Here is a 22031-nt window from a genome sequence, read left to right as displayed (position 1 = left end):
TAGGTCTCACTTTGACGCCCGGTTGTCGTTCCAACGACAATCCTAGGGACACTACTCCCCGGAGTTTCCCGATGCCTCACGGCAACCTCAACCACAACAACGTGCTCGGCGGTTCGATCAAGGACCGCGTGCGTCCGGCCAACGCCGCCGAACTCGACGGCATTCCCTGGCTGCCCACGCTCACCCCCGCCGAGCGCCGCCGCGCCGAGGCCACGCTGGTGGTCGGCGAAGCAGAGCCCGGCGACCTGGTGTGCCGCGTCGGCCGCTCGCCCACCTACTGGTTCGGCGTGGTCGAGGGGCTGCTGAAGATGAGCAACGACAACGCCGACGGCGGCTCGGTCACCTACACCGGCGTGCCGCCCGGCGGCTGGTTCGGCGAGGGCACGGTGATGAAGCGCGAGCCCTACCGCTACAACATCCAGGCGCTGCGCCGCAGCCTGATTGCGGGCCTGCCTATCGAAAGCTTCCACTGGCTGCTCGACCACTCCATCGGTTTCAACCGCTTCGTGATGAACCAGCTCAACGAGCGGCTCGGCCAGTTCATCGCGGCGCTGGAGATCGACCGGCTCAACAACCCCGACGCGCGCGTGGCGCGCAACCTGGTGTCGCTGTTCAACCCGGTGCTGTACCCGGGCGTGGGCGAGGTGTTGCGCATCACGCAGCAGGAGCTGGCCTACCTGGTCGGCCTTTCGCGCCAGCGGGTGAACGAGGCGCTCAACGGCCTGTCGGCGCAGGGGTTGATCCGCGTGGAGTACGGTGGCCTGCGCGTGCTCGACCTGCCGGGCCTGCGCGCGACCGCGATGTCGAACAAGAAGAACAGCCAACCCTCCGCGGAAACGGAAACCTCATGACGCTCAAAGACCAGATACAGATCGTGCCCGCGAACGCGGAGGCCGCGTTCATTCCCCCGCCGGAGCCGTCGAAGAAGCCCAAGGCCGAAGAGGCCGGGCCGACGCTCGAAGAGGCGCTCGCGCGCAATGAGCAACTGGCCGAAAAGCTCGAGGAACTCGATGCGGTGCTGGCCAAGCCGCTCAGCGAAATCCTCGCCGACCGCGAGAAGGCCGAGGAAACCGCACTCGCATGGGACCGCTTCGGCGCCATGTGGATGCTCTCGCAGCGTGCGATGCGGCGCGTGGCGCTCGACCTCGCGGCGCAGCTCGGCGTGAGCGAGGAAGAGGTCGTGGCGCGCGCCATGACCAACGCCAACGCGGTGCTCAACGGCGCAGACGAAGTCGACCTGGGCGGCACCGTCGCGCCCGCGCAGCTGCAGCACATCGCGCGCCACCGCAACTTCCTGCGCAAGCAGTTCCGGACCGGTTGAGCCGCGAGGCTTTTCAATACCCCTTAATCTCCCCGCCTTCTTTCCAGAAAGACCACTCTCCGATGACCGCTTCCCACCTCACCATCATCACCGGCGCCTCGCGCGGCCTGGGCCAGGCCATGGCCCAACAGCTGCTGCAGGCCGGCCACACGGTGCTCGGCATCTCGCGCAAGCAGTCGCCCGAGCTGGCCGAGGCCGCCAAGGCCGCCGGCGCCGAAGTCGTGCAATGGGAGCAGGACCTGTCCGACCCGGTGGGCGCATCGGAGCGCGTGTCGGCATGGCTCAAGACCGTCGACGCGCAGCGCTTCGACAGCGTCACGCTCATCAACAACGCCGGCACCGTCGGCAACCCCGCGCCGCTGTCGCGCGCCGTGGAGGCCGAGCTGTCGCTGGCCCTGCGCATCGGCCTGGAAGCGCCGATGCTGCTGACCGCCGCGTTCCTGGGCGCGACGCGCGAATGGCGCGGCGTGCGCAAGGTGCTCAACATCTCGTCGGGCCTGGGCCGCAATGCGATGGGCAGCCAGGCGCCCTACTGCGCGGCCAAGGCCGGCATGGACCACTTCTCGCGCGCCGTGGCGCTCGAAGAGGCGAACGCACCCAACGGCGCGCGCATCGTCTCGCTCGCGCCCGGCGTGATCGACACCGACATGCAGGTGCAGCTGCGCGGCGCCTCGGCCGACAAGTTCCCCGACCGCACGCGCTTCGAGAAGATGAAGAACGAGGGCATGCTCGACAGCCCGGCCACGGCCGCGGCGAAGGTGCTGGGCTACCTGGCGCGCGAAGACTTCGGCGCCAAGCCCGTGGCCGACGTGCGCGATCCGGCCTGAAACCGAGGACGCCCAAGCCATGGCCACCGCCAAGTCGATCGACACCCTCGAATACAAGCTCTTCCCCTCGCCGAGGAACGTGCACCGCATCGTCTTCGAGCACCAGGTCTTCGTGCCCTATCCGTACGCGCTGATCGTGATGGACGAGTTCTACTTCAAGGGCCGCTACAGCCTGTTCTCGGCCTGCAGGATGAGCGACGGGAAGATGGGGCAGGTGGCGACGTTCGAACTGGAGTCGGACGTGGCCATCTTCAACGCGAAGTTCGTGCCGGACTAAGCCTTCGGTATTTCTCCTTCCCCCAGAGGGGGAAGGCGCAAAGACCCGCTCATTGCATCGTGAACCGGTCACGCTGCGCCTGCGCGCATTCGCCCATCACGCTCAATGCCCGCTCCACCGTCGGCGTGCCCATCACGAAGGGGTTCGCCGCGCCCGCCGGCTGCCGCCGCAGCGCGGCCATCTTGGCCTGCGAGCTGTCCACGTTCGAATGGTTCGACAGCATCACGTCGATGTTCTGCGCCTTCACCAGCGAGTCCATGCGCTTCGTGGACGCGATGTAGCTGTCCAGCCGCGGCACGTCCTTGCCGAAGTTGAAGCCCGTGCCGCCCCAGAGCATGGCCCGGTGCTTGCGGCCGTTCTCGCTCACGTCGAACACCGGCGAGAGCGTGCCCATGGTGTGGCCCGGCGTGAGGTACAGCGTGACGGTGGTGTCGCCCAGGGTGATGCGGTCGCCGTCCTTTGCCGAGATGTCGCCCGCGCCGCGCCTGGGCGGCGCGCCCCAGATGGGCGTGGCGAATTCGAGCTTGGTCTCGGTCATCGTCCAGTCGGCATCGCTCATCACCACGCGCGCGCGGTATTTCTGCGCGAGGTAGGGCGCGCCGCCGTAGTGGTCGCCGTGCCCGTGCGTGACGATCACGTATTTGATCTGCGCCGGGTCGAGGCCCAGCTTGCGCATGCCGCCTTCGATCAGCGCGGCGGCTTCCACCTGGTTGTTGAGCGCATCGATGAGGATGATGCCGTCCGAGGTCTTGATGGCCCAGGCGCTGACCCAGTCGGCGCCCACGAAGTACAGGTTGTCGAAGGCTTTGGCGGGCGGTGGCGCCGGCTTGTTGATGAGCAGCGGGAGGCCCTTGTCGAGCTCTTCCTGCGGCGGGCGCGTGGCGGGAGCCGGCTTGCACAGCGAAAGCAGCGGCCCGAGGTCGGAGCCCGCGGCCTGCGTGGCCGCCGCGACGTGGGCAGCCACGGTTGCGTCGGAAGGCTTCTGCGCGGGCGTCTGCGCGCAGCCCTGGACGAGTGCGACAACCGCCGCAAGGGCGGCTGTCTTCAGGGGAAGGGAAGGAACCATCGGTGTCTCCATGCCGTCGTTGCGGCTTGTCCTGGAGACACCATTCTGCGACGCCCTGTCTTATTCGATTGTCGCGCCCGAGGCTTGCACGATGCCCTTCCACTTTTCGTAGTCGGTCTTCAGCAGCTTGCCGAACTGCTCCGGCGTCATGCTTTGCGGCTCGGCGCCCTGGGCGATGATGGCGGCCTTCATTTCAGGCGTGGCCAGCAGCTTGTTGACTTCGGCATTGAGCGTGGCCACCACGTCCTTGGGCGTGCCGGCCGGCACGAACAGGCCGTACCAGGTGCTCACGTCGAAGTCCTTGTAGCCCAGTTCGGCCACGGTGGGCGTGTCGGGCAGCGAGGTGCTGCGCTTGGCCGAGGTCACGGCCAGCGGCCGCAGCTTGCCCGCCTTGATCTGCGCCATGGCCGAGGGCACCGACGACACCATCAGGTCGACGTTGCCCGCGAGCACGTCCATCATGGCCGCGTTGGAGCCCTTGTAGGGCACGTGGCGCATCTTGATCTTGGCCGCGCCGTTGAAGATCTCGCCGGCGAGATGGATGGTGGTGCCGTTGCCGGGCGAGCCGTAGGTGACGGTATCGGGCGCGGCGCGCGCTGCCTTCACCACGTCGTCGAGCGTCTTGAACTTGGAGTTGGCCTGCGTGACGATCACCACCGGCGTGTAGGCCACGTGGGCCACCGCGGTCAGGTCTTTCACCGGGCTGTAGCTCAGGTTCTTGTAGAGCCAGGGCGCGACGACCATGTTGTCCTTCTGGCCCATCACGATGTCGTAGCCCGTGGGCGCGGCGCGCGCTGCCTCGGCGATGCCGATGGTGCCGCCGGCGCCCGCGCGGTTGTCGGGCACCACGGTCCAGTGGTTCACCTCGGTGAGCTTCTGCGCGACCAGGCGCGCCAGGATGTCGGTGCCGCCGCCGGGCGGGAAGGGCACGATCATGCGGATCGGCTTGGCGGGGTAGGCCGCGGCCTGTGCGTGGGCGAGGGGGGCCGTGAAGGCCAGCGGGAATGCCAGCGCGATGGCCAGCGTGCCGAGGTGTCTGCGGATCATGGTTGTCTCTTTGTGGGGAGCGAAGCGGATCGGGGTTGCAGTCGCATTGTCTTCACTGCACCGGGGGTGCAGTGTGCCGGAAGCGGTGCCCCGGGGTTTTCGCGATTCGCGATGGGCCCCGTATCGGCTCGCGCTGGCTTGACAGGGGGCGGCCCGAGGCAAATACTGCACCGGCCGGTTGAGTATTCCCGGAAAAGGAGACATCCATGCTCGGAAACATCGACGCCGTGGCCAACCTCGCGGTGAAAGACCTCGCCGTGGCGCGCCGCTTCTACGAAGGCACGCTGGGCCTTTCACAGGTCGACGCGGAAGGCGAGGAAGTGATCGTCTACCGCAGCGGCAACACCCGCATCAACGTGTACCGCTCGTCGTTCGCGGGCACCAACCAGGCCACGGCAGTGACCTGGCAGGTGGGCGACGACATCGGGCGCCTGGTGGCCGCGCTCGGGGCCAAGGGCGTGCGCTTCGAGCACTACGACATGCCCGGCACGAAGCTCGAAGGCGACCTCCACGTCATGGGCGGCATGAAGGTCGCGTGGTTCAAGGACCCCGACGGGAACATCCTGAACCTCATCAACGGCTGAGCGACCAGCCGGTGCTTTTTCAGCCGAAGTTCTTCTCTGCGAATTCCCAGTTGACCAGCTTGGCCAGGAAGGTCTCGACGAACTTCGGGCGCAGGTTCCGGTAGTCGATGTAGTAGGCGTGTTCCCAGACGTCCACGGTCAGCAGCGCGGTGTCTGCAGTGGTCAGCGGCGTGCCGGCGGCGCCGGTGTTCACGATGTCCACCGAACCGTCGGCCTTCTTCACCAGCCAGGTCCAGCCCGAGCCGAAGTTGCCCACGGCCGACTTCACGAAGGCTTCCTTGAAGGCGTCGTAGCTGCCCCACTTGGCTTCGATGGCCTTGGCCAGCGCGCCGGTGGGTGCACCGCCGCCTTGCGGCTTCATGCAGCTCCAGAAGAAGGTGTGGTTCCAGATCTGGGCGGCGTTGTTGTAGATGCCGCCGCTGGCCTTCTTGACGATCTCTTCGAGCGTGAGCGACTCGAACTCGGTGCCCTTCTGCAGGTTGTTGAGGTTCACCACGTAGGCGTTGTGGTGCTTGCCGTAGTGGTACTCGAGGGTTTCCTGCGAGTACTCGGGTGCCAGCGCGTCCAGGGCGTAGGGCAGGGGTGGGAGCTTGTGTTCCATCGTGATTACCTTCGTGGTTGTTGAAAAAGAAGAAACGGATTCACTCGTCGGCAGGCAACGCGCCCGGCTTGGGCACGACCCGGTAGGCACAGCGCCGCGCGCCCGCGAGCACATGCTCGACACGGCTCACGGTCACGTCGGGCCCCAGCACTTCGTCGAAGAGCTGCAGCTCGCTGCGGCAGAAGCCGCTGCAGGCCTGGGCCGCCGTGCAGATGGGGCAATGGTTCTCGATGAAGAGCCAGCCGTTGCCCTGGCCTTCTTCGTCTTCGGGCCGGAACTCGGCCATGTAGCCCTCGCGGCTGCGGATTTCCGCCAGCCGCGCAAGCCGCGTCTTCAGGCTGCGCGCGCCGCGCATGGCCTGCGTGTAGTTGGCGCGCATGGTGGCCTCGCGCGCCGTGATGAGCTGGTCCATGCCCTTCTCGCCGAACACGCTGATGACGGCGCTGATCATCTGCACCGTCATCTCGGCGTGCGTGTCGGGAAAGCGCTTGTGGCCTTCGCCGGTGAGCCGCCAGATCTGCGTGGGCCGGCCGCGGCCGCTCGGGCGGCTCTCGGCGTCGACCAGGCCTTCGGCCTCCAGCTTGGCCATCTGCTGGCGCACCGCTTCCACGGTGACGTTCAGCACCTTGGCGATGTCGGGAATGCCGAGCGCGCCGCGGGTCTTGAGCGTCGAGAGGATGCGGTCTGCCGGCTGGTGCGGCATCCAGGTGGGCTTGGCGGCATCTGGGGCGGACATGGCGAGTTCGGTCGTGGAGGAAAACGGGTCCATTGTCAGGTGGTTGGACCTCCCCTTGCCGCCGCGGGTGCTTGCCAGCCGCCGCCCAGCGCCTTGTAGAGCGCGACGAGGCTGGTGTACGAGGCGGTTTCGGCCTCGGCCACGGCATCTTGCGCGCGCAGCAGGGTGCGCTGGGCGTCGAGCACGCTCAGGTAGGACGTGGCGCCTTCGCGGTAGCGCACCTCGGCCAGTTCGGCGGCGCGGCCGCTGCGGGCCGAGGCCTCCACCAGCCGCTGCAGCCGCAGCTGGTTCTGGCCGTACCCGGTGAGGGCGTTCTCGACGTCCTCGATGGCGCGCAGCACGGTCTGCTCGTAGAGCGCGCGGTCGCCTTCGGCGCGGGCTTCGGCGCCGCGCACGCGTGCCTTCACCGAGCCCAGCCGCAGGGCGGGCCAGCTCACGCCGGGCGTCACGCTGAAAGCCCGGCTCGACGAGCTTCCCAGGTCGGAACCGCGCAAGGCGACGAAACCGAGGAAGCCGCCGATGTCGAAGCGCGGATACAGCTCGGCCGTGACCGCGCCCACGTCCGCCGTGCTGGCCGCGAGGCCGCGCTCGGCGCGCAGCACGTCGGGCCGGCGGCGCAACAGGTCGGCCAGGTCGCCGACGGGCAGGCGCTTGTCGAGCGCATGCAGCGGCCGGGGCTGCAGCATCGGTTCGAGCTCGGCGGGGCGCAGGCCGGCCAGCACCGCTACGCGGTAGGCGGCCTGGCGGCGCGCCGTTTCCAGCGCGGGCAGCTGGCTCTCGGTGGTCGCCAGGTTGGCCTGCGCGCTCGCCAGGTCGCCTTCGAGGCCGCGGCCGGTCCGCACCTGCGCATCGGTCACGCGCAGGCTCTGGCGCAGGCTGTCGAGCGTGCGGCGCGTCACGGCAATGCGCTGCTCCGCGCCGCGCATCTCGTAGTAGTTGCGCGCCAGTTCGGCCACGGCCACGATGCGCACCTGTTCGAGGTCGGCGGCGCTGGCTTCGGCGCGCGCGGTGGCGGCCTCGTCGAGCCGCTTCAGCCGGCCGAACAGGTCGATTTCCCACGAGGCGTCGAAGCCTGCGCGGCTGCTCTGCGACAGCGAGCGCACGTCGGGCTGCGTGCCGCTGTTGCCTTGCGCGATGCTGCGCGTCTTGCTCGCGCCGGCGGTGACCACCGGCAGCTGGTCTAGCTCCGCCTCGGTCTGCGTGGCGCGGGCTTCGAGCAAGCGGGCCTGCGCGATGCAGATGTCGTGGTTGGCGGCCAGTGCGCGGTCGATCAGCGCATCGAGCTGCGGATCGTCGAGCTGGCGCCACCAGTCGCGCTGCACCGCGTCGTCGGCGAACAGCGAGCGCTCGGGCGCGGAGATGGCAACCGGCGCGTCCGAAGGCGCGGTGTACTTCGGCCCGACCGCGCAGCCGGCCAGCACGAGCAGGCTCAACGAAAAAGGCGCGGTGTATGAAAAGAGTCGGTTCATGGTCATGCTCCTTCGGCCAGCGCATCGAGTTCGGCCGTGCGCCGCGAGCGGCCCACCGCGCGGTGGTCGCGCGCCAGCAGCGTGTACATGGTGGGCAGCACGAACAGCGTGAACAGCGTGCCCACCAGCATGCCGACCACGATCACCAGGCCGATGCTGAAGCGGCTGTTGGCACCCGCGCCGCTCGCGAACAGCAGCGGCACCAGGCCCACCACCATCGCGGCGGTGGTCATCAGAATGGGGCGCAGCCGTATGCGCGCGGCCTCCTCGATCGATGCGCGCCGGTCGAGGCCCTTGTGCATCTGGATCTCGTTGGCAAACTCCACCATCAGGATGCCGTGCTTGCTGATGAGCCCGATCAGCGTCACCAGCCCGATCTGCGTGTAGATGTTGATGGTGCCGAAGCCCAGCGCCAGCGGCACCAGCGCGCCGCAGATCGACATCGGCACGCTGATCAGGATGATCAGCGGGTCGCGCAGACTCTCGTACTGCGCGGCCAGCACCAGGTAGATCACCACGATGGCAAACACGAAGGCCATCACCAGCGCCGAACCCTCCTGCGTGAACTGCCGCGCGTCCGACTGCCAGTCGTAGCTGAAGCCGGCCGGCAGCTTCTTCGCCTCTTCGCTCAGGAAGGCCACCGCGTCGCCCATGGTCACGCCCGGCATCGGAATGGCCTGGAAGGTGGACGCATTGAGCTGGTTGAACTGCGTGAGCTTGTTGGGGCCCACGCTGGTCGACAGCTGCACCAGGTTGGCCAGCGGCACGGGCTGGCCGCTCGCGCTCTTCACGAAGTAGCGCGACAGCGCCTCGGCCGACAGGCGCTGCTCGCGCGGCGACTGCGGAATCACGTCGTAAGAGCGGCCGTCCATGCCGAAGCGGTTGACGTAGTTCTCGCCCACCAGCACGGCCAGCGTGTCGCCGATGGACTTCATCGTCACGCCCATGCTGTTGGCCTTGGCGCGGTCCACGCGGATTTCGACCGTGGGGTTGTTGAACTCCAGGTCGCTGTCGACCACGGCGAACTTGCCGCTGTCGCGCGCCGACTTCTTCAGCGCTTCCATGGCCTCGAAAACGGTGCGGTGGTCGCCCGCGCTGCGGATCACCATCTGCACCGGCAGCCCGCCGGTGGAGCCTGGCAGCGAGGGCAACTGGAACGCGAAGACGCTGCTGCCTTCCACGTCGTTCATGCGGCCCTGCGTGTCGCCCTGGATCTGGTCGGCGTTGCGCTTGCGGTCTTTCCAGTCCGACAGCTGCACGCCGCCGATGCTGTTCGACACGCCGTCGGAGCCGTTGATGAGCCAGCGGCCGGTGTTCTCGGGCAGCGTGGCAAACACCTCGTCCCACTTCTTGCCGAACTTCTCGACGTAGTCGATGTTGGCGTGCTGCGGCGACTTGATGGCCGTGAGCACCATGGCCTGGTCCTCGCCTGGAGCCAGCTCGCGCTGCGCCGCGTTGTAGAGGAAGGGCAGGCTCGCCAGCACCAGTGCTGCGAACACGCCGGTCACCCAGCGGTGGTGCAGCGACACGTCGAGCAGCCGGCCGTAGCCCGTTGCAAGCTTGTGGAAGAACGACTCCGCCGCGCGCGCCATGCGGCTGCCGGTGGTGTCCTGCGGCAGCAGGAACGAACTCATCACCGGCGACAGCGTGAGCGCGATCACGCCCGACACCACCACCGCGCCCGCCAACGTGAAGGCGAACTCCTTGAAGAGCGAACCCGTGAGCCCGCCCATGAGGCCGATGGGTGCGTACACCGCGGCCAGCGTGAGCGTCATCGCGATCACCGGGCCTGCCACTTCGCGCGCGCCGATCAGCGCGGCCTGCACGCGCGATTTGCCTTCCTCGATGTGGCGGTGCACGTTCTCCACCACCACGATGGCGTCGTCCACCACCAGCCCTATGGCCAGCACCATCGCCAGCAAAGTCAACAGGTTGATGCTGAAGCCGAACAGCAGCATCAGCGCGGCGGCGCCCAGCATCGACAGCGGAATGGTCACCACCGGGATCAGCACCGCGCGCACCGAGCCAAGGCACAGGAAGATCACGATCACCACGATGGCGATGGCTTCGAGCAGCGTCTTCTGCACCTCGTCGATGGAAGCCTCGATGAAGCGCGCCAGCTCGAAGGGCAGCTGCACTTCCACGCCCGGCGGCAGGTTCTGCTTGATGCCGGGCAGCAGGTCGCGGATGCGCTTCACGATCACCAGCGGATTGCCGTTGGGTGCCGCCTGCAGGCCGAGGTAGATGGCGGGCACGCCGTCCATCGTGGCGCTGCTGTCGGCGCTTGCAGCGCCCAGCTCCACAGTGGCCACGTCGCCAAGGCGCACGATGGCGTCACCGTCGCGCTTGACCACCATGTCGCGGAACTCGGCCACGTTCACCAGGTCGGTGTTCACGCGGATGTTCGACACCACGTACAGGCCCTTCACCTGCCCGGGTGCGGCCTGCACGTTGTTCTGGCGCAGCGCGTCGGCCAGCTCGCCGGCCGAGATGCCGCGCGCGGCCATGCGGTTGGGGTCGAGCCACACGCGCATGGCCAGCGTTTGCCCGCCCGAGACCTCGACGCCCGACACGCCGGTGATGGAGGCGAACTGCGGCTGCACCACGCGCGAGAGGTAGTCGGTGAGCGCCGGCATCGGCATCGTCTTGCTGGAGAAGCCGACGTAGGCCACCGCAGTGGCCTCGCCCGACGATTTGAGGATGACCGGGTCGAATGCTTCGGCCGGCAGCCGGTACTTGACCTGGCTGACCTGCGCCATCGCCTGCGTGAGCGCCTGGTTGGCGTCGGCGTTGAGCTTCATGCGCACGCTGATCACGCTGCGGCCCAGCGTGGAAGACGACGAGAGATAGTCGACGTTCTCGATGGTCGCCACCGCCTGCGCGATCGGCTGCGTGACGAAGCCCTGCATCAGCTCCGGCGAGGCGCCGGGGTACTGCGTGGTGATGGTGAGCGTGGTGCTCTCGGTCAGCGGGTATTGCCGCACCGGCAGGTCGCCCAGCGCACGCGCGCCGAGCAGCAGGATGAGCGTGCTCACCACCAGCGCCAGCACGGGCCGGCGCACGAAGAGGTCGGTGAACTTCATGGCCTGGGTTCCTGTGCGAGGGCCAGCGTGTCCTTGGCCGTCGGCATCACGGCCGCGCCGGTGTACAGGCGCAGCTGGCCGGAGGTGACGACCTTGTCGCCGGGCATCAGGCCCTTCTCGATGACGACCAGGCCGTCCTGCCGCTCGCCGGCCTTCACGAACACCTGCTGCGCGGTGAAGCCGTCGCCCTTCTCGGCGGGCCGCACCACGAAGACCGAGTCGCCGTGCGTGCTGTAGGTGATGGCCGTCTCGGGCACGGTGATGGCGTCGGTGCGTGCCGGCAGCGCGACCTTGCCATTGACGAACATGCCGGGCGTGAGCGCGCCGTCTGCGTTGTCGATGGTGGCCTGCAGGCGCACGGTGCGTGTGTCGCTGCCGATCTGCGGCTCGATGGTGCTGAGCCTGCCCTGGAACACCCGGCCCGGATACGCATCGACCGACAGCGCCACCTGCTGGTTGCGCTTGAGAACGGGCAGCGCCGTCTCGGGCAGCGCCGTCTCGGGCAGCGTGAGGTTGGCGAACAGCGTGCGGCTGTCGGTGAGCGACACCAGCGCATCGCCGGCCCGCACGAACTGGCCGAGGTTGACGCGGCGGATGCCGAGCACGCCGTCGAACGGCGCCTTGATGCGCTTCTGCTCGAGCACGGCCTGGGCGCGCCGGAGGTCGCCGCTGGCCTGGTCGAAGGCGGCCTGCGCCTGTTCGAGCTGCTCCTGCGTGGCGGCCTGCTGAGGCAGCAGGCGGCGCGTGCGCTCCAGCAGCGCCTTGGCATTGGCGCGCTGGGCCGTCAGGCGCTCCAGGTCGCCTTGCTCGGGTGCGTCATTGAGCTGCACCAGCAGCTGCCCCGCGCGCACCTCGCCGCCGGGCGTGAAGAGGATCTTCGCGACGCGGCCTTCCACCTCGGCCGGCACCTCGACCTGCCGGTTGGCCTCCAGCGTGCCGATGCCGCTGAGGAAGCGCGCCACCTCCGTCTTCTGCGCGGTGGCAACGGCCACCTTGGCCGGCGGCATGCCGGTGCCCTGCGCGTGTGCCGGCTCGAGCTTCGTGACGAGCCCGTAGCCGGCTCCCCCCAGTACCAATGTCGCCAGGCCGGCGCCCAGCCAGGCCCTTGATTGCTTGTTCATTACGACGTCCATTATTAATCAAAGAAAGTGCTTTGATTATTTGATGGCGCCGGCCGCCTGTCGAGGACGGCTTGGCAATGGCCGTCATAGGCCGGGGCTATTCGAGCGAGGCTGCTGCTGTGCATGTCGGGTTCTCCAGGTGTTGCGCGGGGGAACCCCGCAGACCTGAAGACGTGCCAGCCGGTCGTGTTGTGACAGTCGGGCTCCTCTGTTTCGCCGGATGCGCCGCGTGAAGTAAGTCGCGACGCCGGGGTTTTGTCCGCGGCGATTGGTGCCGGCGTCACCTGGGCTCTCTACAAGTTGCTGTCCTCAACTTGGAGATTCATCGGAATGATGCGAAAGGTGATCGTGGTGGGGGATCCGCAGAGGCTGGCGATACAGCGGGCCAGGAATGTTGCTCGCATTCTCGATGAGGGTCTGCGCTTCAGCGTGCCGACGGTCGCTCTTCCGGCCAAAGGCAATGTCTATCCTGCAGGCGCCCTGGGCAAGGAAGACGTCAAGCGAGTGGAGATCGACTTCCTTCTTGCCTGTCCGCATGAATGTCCGTGCCGAATGGAAGATGGAGGGATTCAAAGGTGAAAGCAATAAGACTCGCTTGCCTCGTGCCGCCCGTCCTCGCCGGTCTGAGCACCTGTGCAACGGCGCAGGAATGCAAACACTGGGCTTCGGCCCTCGTCGTTTTCGCCGAAGGCTCCGCAGTCCTGGACCGCGACCAGATCGCGCTGATCGCCGACAGGCTGGATCATTTCCGCCGCCTGTACCCGCACTTGGACTCGGTTGACCTCGAAGGCGTGGCGCCCGATACCGCGCCCGACGCAAAGCGGCTGGCGCAGCGACGCGCGGCCGCGACGGCTGATGCGGTGCGAAGTCTTTTCGATGGCGTGAAGCTGCACGTCTCTTCGAATGTCTATCCGCTCGCCTGGACCGATCACGACGGCAACTACGCCGCCTTCGACGCTATCCCCCCTATGCAGGACCTGCCCGTCTGCCCCTGAGATTCAAGCGCTGAAGAGCCCTGGAGCCGCCGTTTTTACGCTTTCTTTACGGCCGTACCTTCACTCTTTCCCCCGTTTTGACGCACGACTGCCGAGACTGAAGCCCATCTTTTCTCGTTTGCAGGAGTGATGTATGGACATCGTCTGGATGGGCGCCTTGCTGGCGCTTTGGGCCGTGGTGGGGGCCATGGTGGTCGGGCTGAACAGGCTCGACGCACCGAAGCCATCGAACAAGACCGACGGAGCGCCGTCATGATCAGCCTCGAAGTTCTTTACGGCTTCGGCGCACTGATCGCCGTGGTGCTTTTCGCCTACTTGGTGTTCGCGCTGATCTGCGCGGAGGAATTCTGAAATGACCTCCTCCGCATGGGGCCTGCTGGCCCTTTTCATGGCCGCGCTGCTGGTGCTGGCCTGGCCCGTCGGCAAGTTCCTTGCCGCGCTGTGCAACGAGCGCGTGCCGCGCTGGATGCAGCGCGTCGAGGCGCCGCTGTACAAGCTCGCCGGCACCAAGCCCGAGCAGTCGATGCACTGGCTGCGCTACGCGCTCGCGCTGCTGGCCTTCAATGCCATCGGCGCGATCTTCGTCTACGCCCTGCAGCGCCTGCAGGGCTGGCTGCCGTTGAACCCCGCGGGCATGACGGCCGTGTCGCCCGACTCGGCCTTCAACACCGCGGTGAGCTTCGTCTCCAACACCAACTGGCAGGGCTACTCCGGCGAGTCGACCATGAGCTATCTCACGCAGATGCTCGGCCTGACGGTGCAGAACTTCTTCTCCGCCGCCACCGGTATCGCGGTGGCCTTCGCGCTGGTGCGCGGCTTCGCGCGTCGCGGCGACGGCAAGGGGCTGGTCGGCAACTTCTGGGCCGACGTCACGCGCATCACGCTGTGGGTGCTGGTGCCGATCTCGTTCGTGCTTGCGATGATCTTCGCGGGCCAGGGCGTGATCCAGAACTTCGACGCCTACAAGGAAGTGAGCACGCTCGAGACCACCGCCTTCCAGCAGCCGAAGAACGGCGCCGACGGCCAGCCGCTGAAGGACGAGAAGGGCCAGCCGGTGATGGAAGACGCCACCACCAAGACGCAGACCCTGGCCATGGGCCCGGTGGCTTCGCAGGAAGCCATCAAGATGCTCGGCACCAATGGCGGCGGCTTCTTCAACGCCAACTCGGCGCATCCGTATGAAAACCCGACGGCGCTGGTGAACCTGCTGCAGATGATCGCGATCTTCCTGATCCCGGCCGCGCTGTGCTTCACCTTCGGCCGCGTGGTCGGCGACATGCGCCAGGGCTGGGCCGTGCTCGCGGCGATGACGATCATGTTCGTCATCGCGGTGATGGTCATCACGCCCGCCGAGCATGCAGGCAATCCGCTGTTCGCCTCGCTCGGGGTCGACCAGGTGTCGAACGCGCTGCAGGCCGGCGGCAACATGGAAGGCAAGGAAGTGCGCTTCGGCATCGATGCCTCGTCGCTCTTTGCCGCAATCACCACGGCCGCATCCTGCGGTGCGGTCAACGGCATGCACGACTCGCTCACCCCGCTGGGCGGCATGGTGCCGATGGTGCTGATGCAGCTGGGCGAAGTGGTGTTCGGCGGCGTGGGCTCTGGCCTGTACGGCATGCTGATCTTCGCGATGCTCGCGGTATTCATCGCCGGGCTGATGATCGGCCGCACGCCGGAGTACCTCGGCAAGAAGATCGAGGTGCGCGAGATGAAGCTGATCTCCATCGCCATCCTGGTCACGCCGGTCCTGGTGCTGGCGGGCACGGCGGTGGCGGTGATCGCGGGCGCCGGCAAGGCCGGCATTGCGAACCCGGGCGCGCATGGCTTCTCTGAAATCCTGTACGCGCTGACCTCGGCCGCCAACAACAACGGCAGCGCCTTCGCGGGCCTGTCGGCCAACACGCCCTTCTACAACGGCCTGCTCGCACTGGCCATGTGGCTCGGCCGCTTCGCGATGATCGTGCCGGTGCTGGCCGTGGCCGGCGCGCTGGCCGCCAAGAAGCGCCTGCCCGTCACCAGCGGCACCCTGCCCACGCACGGCCCGCTGTTCGTCTCCCTGCTGATCGGCACGGTGCTGCTGGTCGGCCTGCTCAACTATGTGCCGGCGCTGGCCCTGGGCCCGATCGTCGAACACCTCGTGCTCTGGAAATAAGAAGGAGCGCAACATGACTACTGCCAATACCAAGACATCCCTCTCGCTGTTCGACGCGGCGCTGGTCAAGCCCGCGCTGTGGGCCGCCTTCGCCAAGCTCAACCCGCGCACCCAGTGGCGCAACCCGGTGATGTTCATCGTGTACATCGGGAGCATCCTGACCACGGTGCTCTGGGTGCATGCGCTGAGCTTCCCGGGCGACACCGGCATGAAGCCCGCCTTCGTGCTGGCCGTGACCATCTGGCTGTGGTTCACCGTGCTGTTCGCGAACTTCGCCGAAGCCCTGGCCGAAGGCCGCAGCAAGGCGCAGGCCGCTTCGCTGCGCGGCCTGCGCAAGGACACCTGGGCCAAGAAGCTGCAGGAGCCGCATCACGGCGCACAGTGGCTGCCGGAGCAGGCGCCCAACCTGCGCAAGGGTGATGTCGTGCTGGTCGAGACCGGCGACGTGATCCCGCTCGACGGCGAGGTTATCGAAGGCGTGGCCTCGGTCGACGAAAGCGCCATCACCGGCGAATCGGCGCCCGTGGTGCGCGAATCGGGCGGCGACTTCTCGGCCGTGACCGGCGGCACCCGCGTGCTGTCCGACTGGCTGGTGGTGCGCATCTCGGTGAACCCGGGCGAGTCTTTCCTCGACCGCATGATCGGCATGGTCGAGGCCGCCAAGCGCCAGAAGACGCCCAACGAGATCGCGCTGACCATCCTGCTGGTGGCGCTGACCATCGTGTTCCTGATGGTCACGGTCACGCTGCTGCCGTTCTCGATCTTCAGCGTGGAAGCCGCCGGCGCCGGCACCGTGGTGTCGCTGACCGCGCTGGTCGCGCTGCTGGTGTGCCTGATTCCGACCACCATCGGCGGGCTGCTGTCGGCCGTGGGCGTGGCCGGCATGAGCCGCATGATGCAGGCCAACGTGATCGCCACCTCGGGCCGCGCGGTGGAAGCCGCCGGCGACGTCGACGTGCTGCTGCTCGACAAGACCGGCACCATCACGCACGGCAACCGCCAGGCCACTTCGTTCCTGCCCGCGCCCGGCATCACCAAGGCCCGGCTGGCGCGCGCCGCCATGTTCTCGTCGCTGGCCGACGAGACGCCCGAAGGCCGCAGCATCGTCGAGCTGGCCCGCCGCGACGGGCTGGACACCACCGCCGTGGAGGGCGCGCGCTTCGTGCCCTTCACCGCGCAGACCCGCATGAGCGGCGTCGACCTGCCGGCCGAGCCCAACAGCCTGGACACCGACGACATCCTGCTGCGCAAGGGCGCGGTCGATGCGGTGCGCCGCCATGTGGAAGCGCTCGGTGGCAGCATGGCGCCCGAGGTGCTGCGCGCGGCCGAGGAAGCCGCCCGCCGCGGCAGCACGCCGCTGGCCGTGGCCGAAGGCAACCGCGTGCTCGGCGTGGTCGAGCTCAAGGACATCGTCAAGACCGACATCAAGGAGCGCTTTGCCGAGTTGCGCCGCATGGGCATCAAGACGGTGATGATCACCGGCGACAACAAGCTCACGGCGGCGGCCATCGCGGCCGAGGCCGGCGTGGACGACTTCCTGGCCGAAGCCACGCCCGAGGACAAGCTCGCGCTCATCCGCCAGTACCAGTCCGAAGGCCGCCTCGTGGCCATGACCGGCGACGGCACCAACGACGCCCCCGCGCTCGCGCAGGCCGACGTGGCCGTGGCCATGGGCAGCGGCACGCAGGCTGCCAAGGAGGCCGGCAACATGGTCGACCTGGACTCCAACCCGACCAAGCTGCTGGAAGTGGTGGAGACCGGCAAGGCGCTGCTCATGACGCGCGGCTCGCTCACCACCTTCTCCATTGCCAACGACGTGGCGAAGTACTTCGCCATCATCCCGGCGATCTTCGTGTCGACCTATCCGCAGCTGGGCGCGCTGAACGTGATGCGGCTGGCGAGCCCGTCCTCGGCCATCCTGAGCGCGGTGATCTTCAACGCGCTGGTCATCGTGTTCCTGATTCCGCTGGCACTGAAGGGCGTGCGCTACCGGCCCGTGGGCGCCGCGTCGCTGCTGCGCCGCAACCTGGCCATCTACGGCCTGGGCGGCCTGCTGGTGCCCTTCATCGGCATCAAGCTGATCGACTGGCTTCTTGTCGTCGTCCATCTCGTCTGAGGAGTTTTCCATCATGAACAACAACAGCGGCAACATCGCCCGCCCCGCGCTCGTGCTCTTCGTGCTGCTGAGCGCGCTCACCGGCCTGATCTACCCGATGGCCGTCACCGGCGCCGCCAAGGCGGTGTTCCCCGCGCAGGCGGCCGGCAGCCTGATCGTGCTCGACGGCACCACGGTGGGCTCGAAGCTCATCGGCCAGAACTTCAGCGATCCGAAGCACTTCTGGGGCCGTCCTTCGGCCACGTCGCCGCAGCCGTACAACGGCGTGGCCTCCGGCGGCTCGAACCAGGGCCCGCTCAACCCGGCGCTGACCGATGCCGTGAAGGCGCGCGTCGAGGCGCTGCGCGCGGCCGACCCGGGCAACACCGCGCCGGTGCCGGTCGACCTGGTCACCGCATCGGCCAGCGGCCTCGACCCCGACATCAGCCCGGCCGCCGCGCGCTACCAGGCAGCGCGTGTCGCACGCGTGCGCGGCATTCCGCTGGACCGCGTCAACACGCTGATCACCGACAACACGGAAGGCCCCAAGTGGGGCTTCCTGGGCGAGTCGCGCGTCAACGTGCTCGCGCTGAACATCGCGCTCGACGCTTTTGCAGGTTCCTTCAGTCCTTCGACTCCCCGTTGAGGAGAAACAAACCATGGCCTATGCCGCCTACCGAGAACACCCCGGCGTGCCGCGAACGCACGCACTCATGAGCAAGCCGAACAGCAAGCAGGGCACGGGCCCGTACTACGTGCTCGACGTCACCGTCTGCTGCGCAGACGCCCTGCGCGTGCGCCGCAGCATGGCCGGCTGCCCCGACGCGGGTGTGGTGCGCTGCGAGCCGCTGCTGCACGCCTGCAGCACGCAGGAAAGCGATGCGCCCTGCGTGCGCCTGATGATCCGCCTGCCGATCGGCAGCTACGCGGACGTGCTGCATCGCCTGATCGAATGCGTGCCTTCGGGCGAGATCGGCCGGCTCGTGAGCTGGCGCGATCACCTCGCGCGCTGCGGCCTCGGCCATGGTCACTGACCTGCTTCTTGCGCTGCTGGCGATGGCGGCGCTGTTCGTGCCGCTGGGCTTTGCCTGGTGGGTGCTCTCGCGCACCGCGCGGCGGCACGCGGACCGCCGCAAGGACCCTCCGATGCGATAACCTGCGCGGCACACATGCTCGACGACCGCCCCGACCCCGACGCCCTGCTCGCGCAACTGCGCAGCGACGAAGCGCGCGCGCAGCGCGGCAAGCTGCGCATCTACTTCGGCGCCAGCGCTGGCGTCGGCAAGACCTGGGCCATGCTGAGCGCCGCGCAACGCGAACGCGCCGCCGGCCGCGACGTGCTGATCGGCGTGGTCGAGACCCACGGCCGCAGCGAGACCGCCGCGCTGCTCGCGGGGCTCGACGCGCTGCCGCTGCGCGAGCTGGCCTACCGCGGCCGCACCCTCGCCGAATTCGACCTCGACGCCGCGCTGGCCCGCAAGCCAGCCGTGCTGCTGGTCGACGAACTGGCCCACACCAACGCCCCCGGCTCGCGCCATGCCAAGCGCTGGCAGGACGTGCAGGAGCTGCTGGCCGCCGGCATCGAGGTGTGGTCGGCGCTCAACGTGCAGCACCTGGAGAGCCTGAACGGCACGGTCGGCGCCATCACCGGCGTGCGGGTGCACGAGACCGTGCCCGACACCGTGCTCGACGAGGCCGACGAGGTGGTGCTGGTCGACGTCACCCCCGACGAACTCACGGCGCGGCTCGCGGCCGGCAAGGTCTACCTGCCGCAGCAGGCCGAGCGTGCGGCGCAGAACTTCTTCCGCAAGGGCAACCTCATCGCGCTGCGCGAGATCGCGCTGCGGCGCACCGCCGAACACGTGGAAGACGACGTGCGCGGCTGGCGCGTGGAGCAGTCGGGGCCGGGTGCCGGCGGGAACGGAAAAGGGCGCGGCCTGCAGGCCTGGAACACCTCGGGCGCGATCCTCGCCTGCGTCGGCCCGCACGAAGGCGCGGCGCAGACGGTGCGCACCGCCGCGCGGCTGGCGGGCCAGCTCAATGTGCGGTGGCATGCGGCGTATGTCGAGACGCCCCGCCTGCAAAGACTGGCGGCCGCCGAGCGCGACCGCATCCTCGCCGTGCTCAAGCTGGCCGAGGAACTGGGGGCGGCCACGGCGGTGCTCACCGGCTCCGACGTGGCGGAGCAGCTCGCCGAACAGGCACGGCGCCTGAACTGCGCAACGCTGGTGCTCGGGCGCTCGGAGCTGGCCGCGGGCTGGCGCCGCTGGTGGCCCGCCGCCGCATCGCCCCCGCTCTCGCGCGCGCTGGCGCAACGCGCGCCCACGCTCGACATCATGGAAGTCGCGCCCGCCGACAGCTCGCGCCGCCTGTCGCGCGCGCCGCTGGAAGGTGCGCGCATCGACAGCGACGACCACGAGAAAGCGCCCACCTACTGGCCGGCCTACGCATGGGCCACCGCCACCAGCGTCGCGCTGACACTGGTGTGCACGCCGCTGGCCAGCGTGCTGGAGCTGTCGAACATCGTCATGCTGTTCCTGCTGGGCGTGGTGGGCGTGGCAATGCGCTTCGGGCGCGGGCCTTCGGCGCTGGCGGCGCTGCTCAACGTCGCGGCCTTCGACTATTTCTTCGTGCCGCCGCGCCTGTCCTTCGCGGTCAGCGACGTGCAGTACGTGCTGACCTTCGCCATCATGCTGGGCGTCGGCCTGCTGGTGGGGCAGCTCACCGCCGGCCTGCGCTTCGCAGCCGGCGTGTCGACCAGCCGCGAGCGGCGTGCACGCTCGCTGTTCGAGCTGACGCGGGAGCTGTCCGCCGCGCTCGAAAGCTCGCAGGTGGTCACGCTCGGCACTGCCGCGGTGCAGGGGCACTTCGGTGGCCATGCGCTGGTGCTGGTGACCGACGCTGCCGACCAGCTCGTGCTGCCGGCCAACGCACCCGAAGGCTTCGATCCGCAGGTGGCCGACTGGGCCTTCCGCCACGGCCAGCCGGCCGGCCTGGCGACCGCCACGCTGGCCGCGCAGCCCTGGCACTACGTGCCGCTGCGCGCGCCGATGCGCGTGCGCGGCGTGCTGGCGCTGTCGCCCGCGCAGCCGCGCTGGCTGCTCATTCCCGAGCAGGCGCAGCAGCTCGACACGCTGGCGCGGCAGATCGCCATCGCGCTGGAGCGGGTGCACTACGTCGAGGTGGCGCAGCAGGCAGTGGTCGAGATGGAGTCGGAGCGGCTGCGCAACGCGCTGCTCGGCGCCATCTCGCACGACGTGCGCACGCCGCTCACCGCGCTGATCGCGCTGGCCGAATCGCTGCAGACGCTGCCGCCCGAGGAGCGCGACAACGCCGCGCGCGCCATCGTCGCGCAGGCGCACGAGCTGCATGCGCTGGTCAACAACCTGCTCGACATGGCGCGGCTCGAAAGCGGCATCGCCGGCGGCGCGGTCAACCTGCGGCGCGACTGGCAGTCGGTGGAAGAGGTGGTGGGCTCGGCCATCCGCGCGGCGCGCACCTCGCTGGGCGACACCGTCGTGCACACCGCGCTCGACGCCGAGCTGCCGCTGGTCGAGTTCGACGCGGTGCTGATCGAGCGCGTGCTCGTCAACCTGCTGGAGAACGCCACCAAGTACGGCGCGCCGCCCATCGAAGTCGGCGCGCGGGCCGAGCCCGGCACGCTGGTGCTCACCGTGCGCGACCACGGCCCTGGCCTGCCCGCCGCGCTGCTCGGCCACGAGCAGAAGCTGTTCGACAAGTTCACGCGCGGCGAAGCCGAATCGGCGACGCCGGGCGTGGGCCTGGGCCTGGCAATCTGCAAGGCGGTGGTGAGCGCGCACGGAGGCGAGATCACCGCGTCGAATGCGCGCGGCGGCGGTGCAGAATTCACGGTCACGCTGCCGCGCCGCGAGCCGCCCGAATCCGCCGAAGCACAACTCTGAACCCATGCCAGCCCCCACCGCCATCGTGATCGAAGACGAACCGCAGATACGCAGGTTCGTGCGCGGCGCGCTCGAGGCCGAAGGCTGGCTGGTGCACGAGGCCGGCACCCTGCGCGACGGCCTGGCGGCGGCCGGCACGCGGCAGCCCGACCTGCTGGTGCTCGACCTCGGCCTGCCCGACGGCGACGGCGTCTCGCTGATCCGCGACGTGCGCGGCTGGTCGGCGGTGCCGATCATCGTGCTGTCGGCGCGCACCGACGAGGCCGACAAGATCGCCGCCCTCGACGCCGGCGCAGACGACTACCTGACCAAGCCCTTCGGCACCGGCGAACTGCTGGCGCGCGTGCGTGCCAACCTCAGGCGCCCCCGCGCCGCGGGGGGCGGCAATGACGAACCGGCCGAGGCGCTGTTCCGCTTCGGCGAGATCGAGTTCGACCGCGCGGCGCGGCTCGTGCGGCGGGCCGGCGCTGAAGTACACCTGACGCCCACTGAATACCGGCTGCTGTCGGTGCTGGTCGCAAACGCAGGCCGCGTGCTGACGCAGCGCCAACTGCTGCGCGAAGTGTGGGGACCGTCGCACACCGACCAGAGCCACTACCTGCGCATCTACATGGGGCACCTGCGGCAGAAGCTCGAGGCCGATCCCGCGCAGCCCCGGCATCTGCTGACGGAGACGGCTGTGGGGTATCGGCTGGTGGTCTAGGGCGTGCTGGGCTGCCTGCCCAGCACCGTGA

General features: G+C 68.6%; 23 protein-coding genes. 16 read left to right on the top strand and 7 right to left on the bottom strand.

All coding sequences use genetic code 11. The features are described 5' to 3' along the window. The first annotated feature begins 71 nt into the window (after positions 1-71). The 4 genes from ACWV14_RS30240 to ACWV14_RS30225 all read left to right on the top strand — a co-directional run bounded on the left by ACWV14_RS30240 (position 72) and on the right by ACWV14_RS30225 (position 2425). Positions 72-851, top strand: a complete 780-nt coding sequence (locus ACWV14_RS30240; RefSeq protein WP_422084578.1) for a Crp/Fnr family transcriptional regulator — start codon at positions 72-74, stop codon at positions 849-851. Continuing rightward, positions 848-1321, top strand: coding sequence for a hypothetical protein (locus tag ACWV14_RS30235; protein ID WP_454905477.1), 474 nt, complete (start codon positions 848-850; stop codon positions 1319-1321). Before ACWV14_RS30240 ends, ACWV14_RS30235 begins: the two co-directional genes overlap by 4 nt. A gap of 62 nt (positions 1322-1383) precedes the next feature. Beyond that, positions 1384-2148 carry an SDR family NAD(P)-dependent oxidoreductase gene (locus tag ACWV14_RS30230; protein ID WP_454905475.1) on the top strand — a complete coding sequence of 255 codons (765 nt, stop codon included), beginning with the start codon at positions 1384-1386 and terminating at the stop codon, positions 2146-2148. A gap of 19 nt (positions 2149-2167) precedes the next feature. Then, positions 2168-2425: a hypothetical protein gene (locus tag ACWV14_RS30225; protein ID WP_422084583.1), complete on the top strand. Its 258-nt coding sequence runs from the start codon at positions 2168-2170 to the stop codon at positions 2423-2425. Between the two features lie 49 nt (positions 2426-2474). Here the strand turns inward: ACWV14_RS30225 and ACWV14_RS30220 are convergent, their stop codons facing one another. Together ACWV14_RS30220 and ACWV14_RS30215 are read right to left on the bottom strand one after the other, a co-directional pair. Beyond that, entirely contained in the window at positions 2475-3491 is a 1017-nt protein-coding gene (locus ACWV14_RS30220) for an MBL fold metallo-hydrolase (protein ID WP_454905474.1), read from the bottom strand. A 60-nt stretch (positions 3492-3551) separates the two neighbouring features. Further along, entirely contained in the window at positions 3552-4538 is a 987-nt protein-coding gene (locus ACWV14_RS30215) for a Bug family tripartite tricarboxylate transporter substrate binding protein (protein WP_454905472.1), read from the bottom strand. Between the two features lie 206 nt (positions 4539-4744). Between ACWV14_RS30215 and ACWV14_RS30210 the strand changes: the two genes are divergently transcribed. Beyond that, on the top strand, positions 4745-5122 hold the full coding sequence (locus ACWV14_RS30210; RefSeq protein ID WP_422084586.1) for a VOC family protein: 378 nt from the start codon (positions 4745-4747) through the stop codon (positions 5120-5122). A gap of 19 nt (positions 5123-5141) precedes the next feature. Here ACWV14_RS30210 and ACWV14_RS30205 read toward each other — a convergent pair whose 3' ends face one another. The 5 genes from ACWV14_RS30205 to ACWV14_RS30185 are packed head-to-tail and all read right to left on the bottom strand — an operon-like array spanning position 5142 to position 12132. Further along, positions 5142-5723 carry a superoxide dismutase gene (locus ACWV14_RS30205; RefSeq protein ID WP_454905470.1) on the bottom strand — a complete coding sequence of 194 codons (582 nt, stop codon included), beginning with the start codon at positions 5721-5723 and terminating at the stop codon, positions 5142-5144. A gap of 40 nt (positions 5724-5763) precedes the next feature. Further along, positions 5764-6459 carry a helix-turn-helix transcriptional regulator gene (locus ACWV14_RS30200; RefSeq protein WP_422084588.1) on the bottom strand — a complete coding sequence of 232 codons (696 nt, stop codon included), beginning with the start codon at positions 6457-6459 and terminating at the stop codon, positions 5764-5766. A gap of 35 nt (positions 6460-6494) precedes the next feature. Beyond that, the gene (locus tag ACWV14_RS30195; protein ID WP_454905468.1) at positions 6495-7934 is read right to left on the bottom strand and encodes an efflux transporter outer membrane subunit; all 1440 of its coding nucleotides are present in this window, start codon (positions 7932-7934) and stop codon (positions 6495-6497) included. Beyond that, positions 7931-11011: a MexW/MexI family multidrug efflux RND transporter permease subunit gene (locus ACWV14_RS30190; protein WP_454905466.1), complete on the bottom strand. Its 3081-nt coding sequence runs from the start codon at positions 11009-11011 to the stop codon at positions 7931-7933. Before ACWV14_RS30190 ends, ACWV14_RS30195 begins: the two co-directional genes overlap by 4 nt. Further along, positions 11008-12132, bottom strand: coding sequence for an efflux RND transporter periplasmic adaptor subunit (locus tag ACWV14_RS30185; RefSeq protein WP_454905465.1), 1125 nt, complete (start codon positions 12130-12132; stop codon positions 11008-11010). The genes ACWV14_RS30190 and ACWV14_RS30185 overlap by 4 nt, the downstream gene beginning before the upstream one ends. 333 nt (positions 12133-12465) lie before the next feature. On the opposite strand from ACWV14_RS30185, the gene ACWV14_RS30180 reads away from it, so the two are divergent. From ACWV14_RS30180 to kdpE, 11 genes are all read left to right on the top strand, one after another. Further along, positions 12466-12711 carry a hypothetical protein gene (locus ACWV14_RS30180; protein WP_455342726.1) on the top strand — a complete coding sequence of 82 codons (246 nt, stop codon included), beginning with the start codon at positions 12466-12468 and terminating at the stop codon, positions 12709-12711. Positions 12712-12734: 23 nt separating this feature from the next. Further along, positions 12735-13127, top strand: a complete 393-nt coding sequence (locus tag ACWV14_RS30175) for a hypothetical protein (RefSeq protein WP_454905461.1) — start codon at positions 12735-12737, stop codon at positions 13125-13127. Between the two features lie 133 nt (positions 13128-13260). Then, complete coding sequence (locus tag ACWV14_RS30170; protein WP_267898696.1) at positions 13261-13383, top strand: hypothetical protein; 123 nt, start codon at positions 13261-13263, stop codon at positions 13381-13383. Further along, on the top strand, positions 13380-13478 hold the full coding sequence (gene kdpF, locus ACWV14_RS30165) for a K(+)-transporting ATPase subunit F (protein ID WP_019657711.1): 99 nt from the start codon (positions 13380-13382) through the stop codon (positions 13476-13478). The genes ACWV14_RS30170 and kdpF overlap by 4 nt, the downstream gene beginning before the upstream one ends. Position 13479: 1 nt before the next feature. Continuing rightward, positions 13480-15279: a potassium-transporting ATPase subunit KdpA gene (gene kdpA / locus ACWV14_RS30160; protein WP_454905458.1), complete on the top strand. Its 1800-nt coding sequence runs from the start codon at positions 13480-13482 to the stop codon at positions 15277-15279. 13 nt (positions 15280-15292) lie between these two features. Next, a complete protein-coding gene (kdpB, locus tag ACWV14_RS30155) occupies positions 15293-17395 on the top strand; it encodes a potassium-transporting ATPase subunit KdpB (RefSeq protein WP_454905456.1) in 2103 nt (700 codons plus the stop codon). A 13-nt stretch (positions 17396-17408) separates the two neighbouring features. Then, positions 17409-18020 (top strand): potassium-transporting ATPase subunit KdpC, encoded by a 612-nt coding sequence (gene kdpC / locus ACWV14_RS30150; protein ID WP_454905454.1) that lies wholly within the window; start codon positions 17409-17411, stop codon positions 18018-18020. Between the two features lie 13 nt (positions 18021-18033). After that, on the top strand, positions 18034-18408 hold the full coding sequence (locus ACWV14_RS30145) for a hypothetical protein (RefSeq protein ID WP_422084597.1): 375 nt from the start codon (positions 18034-18036) through the stop codon (positions 18406-18408). Next, positions 18398-18529 (top strand): hypothetical protein, encoded by a 132-nt coding sequence (locus tag ACWV14_RS30140; RefSeq protein WP_267898697.1) that lies wholly within the window; start codon positions 18398-18400, stop codon positions 18527-18529. The genes ACWV14_RS30145 and ACWV14_RS30140 overlap by 11 nt, the downstream gene beginning before the upstream one ends. Before the next feature lie 14 nt (positions 18530-18543). After that, entirely contained in the window at positions 18544-21297 is a 2754-nt protein-coding gene (locus tag ACWV14_RS30135; RefSeq protein WP_454905452.1) for a DUF4118 domain-containing protein, read from the top strand. Between the two features lie 4 nt (positions 21298-21301). Continuing rightward, entirely contained in the window at positions 21302-22000 is a 699-nt protein-coding gene (kdpE, locus tag ACWV14_RS30130) for a two-component system response regulator KdpE (protein ID WP_422084599.1), read from the top strand. Positions 22001-22031 lie beyond the last annotated feature (31 nt).

The sequence above is a fragment of the Variovorax durovernensis genome (assembly GCF_977011995.1).
This window is presented reverse-complemented; position numbering and strand designations above follow the sequence as displayed.